Source organism: Microbulbifer aestuariivivens (genome assembly GCF_039545115.1).
Classification (GTDB): Bacteria; Pseudomonadota; Gammaproteobacteria; order Pseudomonadales; family Cellvibrionaceae; genus Microbulbifer; species Microbulbifer aestuariivivens.
In genome coordinates this window covers 1-2,794 of the sequence record NZ_BAABRT010000042.1, presented here as the reverse complement: position 1 = coordinate 2,794, position 2,794 = coordinate 1, and the positions used below count along the sequence as shown (strand labels likewise).

The following is a 2,794-nucleotide window of genomic DNA, read 5'->3' as shown; positions in this document are numbered from 1 at the left end:
GCTCTCTTGATAGCCTTTAATGGGTATCAAGAGTTGGATCTCAAAAGTGCTTTTTTATTTGTGGTCAGAGAGTGGTTTTATACTGCGATAAATAGGGCGTCTTAATTTTGCTCTGACCCTAATTATTTCCACAGGATGAGGGCGTTATGGAAACAACTGTTTCATGGTGTTTTGCATATGGAGAGAAAGAATGGATTGGCGGTGTATTGTGGCGCGATGTTAAGCAGGCCGCCTCAGCGCAGGATGTATTTGGTAATCCACAGGTTCCGGTAGGTAGGTCACAATGTCCATAAAGAATTTCGGTATTCAGCTATACGTCTACGCTTTACTCTTTTTTTGTTCAGCTAGTAACGCTGACGTCGTTTTTCATGATGCGTTACCTTGTGATGGAACATCATTTTCAAAGTCACCAGAAGAACAAGAAGCCTCTAACTCGCTGAGTAAAGTTTTTCGGGAGCAAGGTATCAGTATCGGGGGGCGATGCTTGGGGTGGACCAACGCAGGTGGTGATAATGTTTGGTTTACAGCTGTCGAGGGGCTAGGAATTCTTTCCGTTGATGTTTCGCAAAATAAACTTTTAGGTGTTTGGCCTATAACACGATCGTCTCATCAGTACTTTTTTAATGAGCTCAAGGAGCAGTATGGCTTTATCGGCCTTGACTACCCCGTACCTTTTAATCAGGAATATAAAGGGCTAGGGGTGGGTTGCCAAGGAAATAAGCCTGTCCGGTATGTTTATCTAGACTCGGATGACAGAGCCGAATTGGTTGTGATTCTCAATAACCTAGTAATCATTTTTTCTCCGGACTACAACCGTACGATTTTTTCAGAGTATTTTAATGCGAGTGACTGGTTGACAGGTCCTGAAATGGCCGATAGATACGGAGATCGGAGAGGGGTGCTCGAATACCAGTACGCTTCTAAATTATTGGCCGATAATGACAGGTTCGGTCCGGCATTACGTGCATATTCCAAACTCTACTTTGGTGACTTCGATAAGGATGGGAGCCAAGATATCCTAGTGTGGAGAAAGCTTTACAAAACGAATGATAAAGATGAATCATTAGAAGGTTTTTCAAAGGAGCGTGATTCCTATCAGCACTTTGAGCAGAACCTTTCCGCGCAGGCGAAATCTGACGCGGGAGTAACTGGCGAGTACATTCCCCAGGAAACTGAAGCAGCTACGGTGGTTCAATGGCTGGTGGATAATGCTCTCACTTGGCAGAAAGGCTACCCTTCGCGAAATGAATGCGCAGCACAGCAGGGTGAGTTGATTCCAGAAATGCATGATTCATTGCTCAACGATCCCGACGTACTACAGTAGGATTTTTGTTTGTGTAGGAATTTGACTAGTTTTTTAGCCCTCCGCGATTGCCTAGGCTGTTTTCCATTCGGGCAGCTGCCGGTGCTATTTTGTGACTTTGTTTTGAGTCGCCTGGATTTTGTAGCTGGGGCGTGGAGTTAGGAATGAATGTTGCGGGGCGTATGATTCTCCAGTGGCGAAAAAACACCAGGTGAAGACCTTCCGGATATCACCCGCGTCATGGACAGTGCAAGCTTTAGTGAAATCAATCACCAGGGGCTGCTGGCGGAAATCAATGCTGAAGACCTGCGCAATACCGATATTTATGTCGTGCGGGTTGCCGATGGCAAACTGATCTCCGAGCGCATCGGCCTCAATGAACATGAGGCCGATCGCATCAGTGACTTCGGCGAAGACGAAGACAACAGCCAGTTCTTCTATACCCTGCAAATGCGCAACAGCTTCGGGGACTTATTCCGCTGGACAAATGGTGGCTTCCGTTATGGCCGCGACTTCGTTCAGTGGCAGTCCAAAAGCGGTATCAACCCCGAACTGCATCAGCGCCAGGCGGACCATTCAGAAGAAAAAAGGACACCCACTAATTGGTACGGTGGTTGACGGTGGTCGTTTCGTTGGGCCAACAAAGGCCAAGAATCCCGCGGTTTAATCAATTGATGGGCTGAACGGTGTAAAGCTACGCCACTCAGTATTATTTAAGCGTGGCAGATTATCGCAGTAAGCCTGCGATAATGTTTTTTAAAAGGCGTAGTTTGGGTTAGGAGGCTGCGGGTGGTGAAAGATAGCGCTCGCAGTCGCGAATGCCGTGGCACCAGCGCTTTCCGAGCTGCTCACAGGCGGTGCGAACAGAATGGCCGGCGCCGACCAGGGATTTAAAGCGGCTTTCGAAATTTTTGTTCAGGTATAGCCAGTGTCGTGGATCTATCTGTAGCCGGTCGAGGATAGGCGGTAGGTGTTGATCAATTGCACCCCGCTTTCCTTCGCGGAGAATGCGTCCGCTCCAGTCCACCAGTTCCAAATAATCCTGTAACCGAAAGGGTAGTCCAACCGGCATTGACTCCTTGGGGTTGCCCGCAAACGGAAACAGCTGCTGAGAGTGTTGTCCCGCTTTGGCCGCGGAGATGCGTTGCTGAATCGATGTGTGATCTGATGTTTCTGGCGAGTCGGCCATCTTGGCGCGGATTGGATTCAGGTCGACATACGCGAGGCAGGCCGCCAGGGCTCGCTCATCGAGCAGAGCCTGGGACTTGAAGCGACCCTCCCAGAATCGGCCGGTACACTGGTCCTCGCGAATAATTGGGGTCAGAGTAACATTTTGTCATCTTAAAGCTTTTCTGCGGAAGCTGGTAATCCTCTGGCTGCAGTTCAAGCAGCCCGATGCGATCTTGTAGGCGCAAGGAGTAACCGGCGATGGGCGGAGAGCCGGGGTGGAAGCTAAGGGGGTGGATTTATTGAATGCCTCCACAACGCTTG

Annotated in this window: 4 protein-coding genes; 2 read left to right on the top strand and 2 right to left on the bottom strand. The window is 49.1% G+C overall.

Annotated elements, in window-relative coordinates:
- Positions 1-283 precede the first annotated feature (283 nt).
- Together ABEA58_RS14135 and ABEA58_RS14130 are read left to right on the top strand one after the other, a co-directional pair.
- Positions 284-1,324, top strand: a complete 1,041-nt coding sequence (locus ABEA58_RS14135; RefSeq protein WP_345552531.1) for a hypothetical protein — start codon at positions 284-286, stop codon at positions 1,322-1,324.
- A 219-nt stretch (positions 1,325-1,543) separates the two neighbouring features.
- The gene (locus tag ABEA58_RS14130) at positions 1,544-1,921 is read left to right on the top strand and encodes a hypothetical protein (RefSeq protein WP_345552529.1); all 378 of its coding nucleotides are present in this window, start codon (positions 1,544-1,546) and stop codon (positions 1,919-1,921) included.
- A gap of 157 nt (positions 1,922-2,078) precedes the next feature.
- Here ABEA58_RS14130 and ABEA58_RS14125 read toward each other — a convergent pair whose 3' ends face one another.
- Positions 2,079-2,339: a hypothetical protein gene (locus ABEA58_RS14125; protein WP_345552527.1), complete on the bottom strand. Its 261-nt coding sequence runs from the start codon at positions 2,337-2,339 to the stop codon at positions 2,079-2,081.
- A 208-nt stretch (positions 2,340-2,547) separates the two neighbouring features.
- Entirely contained in the window at positions 2,548-2,769 is a 222-nt protein-coding gene (rlmJ, locus tag ABEA58_RS14435; protein ID WP_425563540.1) for a 23S rRNA (adenine(2030)-N(6))-methyltransferase RlmJ, read from the bottom strand.
- Positions 2,770-2,794 lie beyond the last annotated feature (25 nt).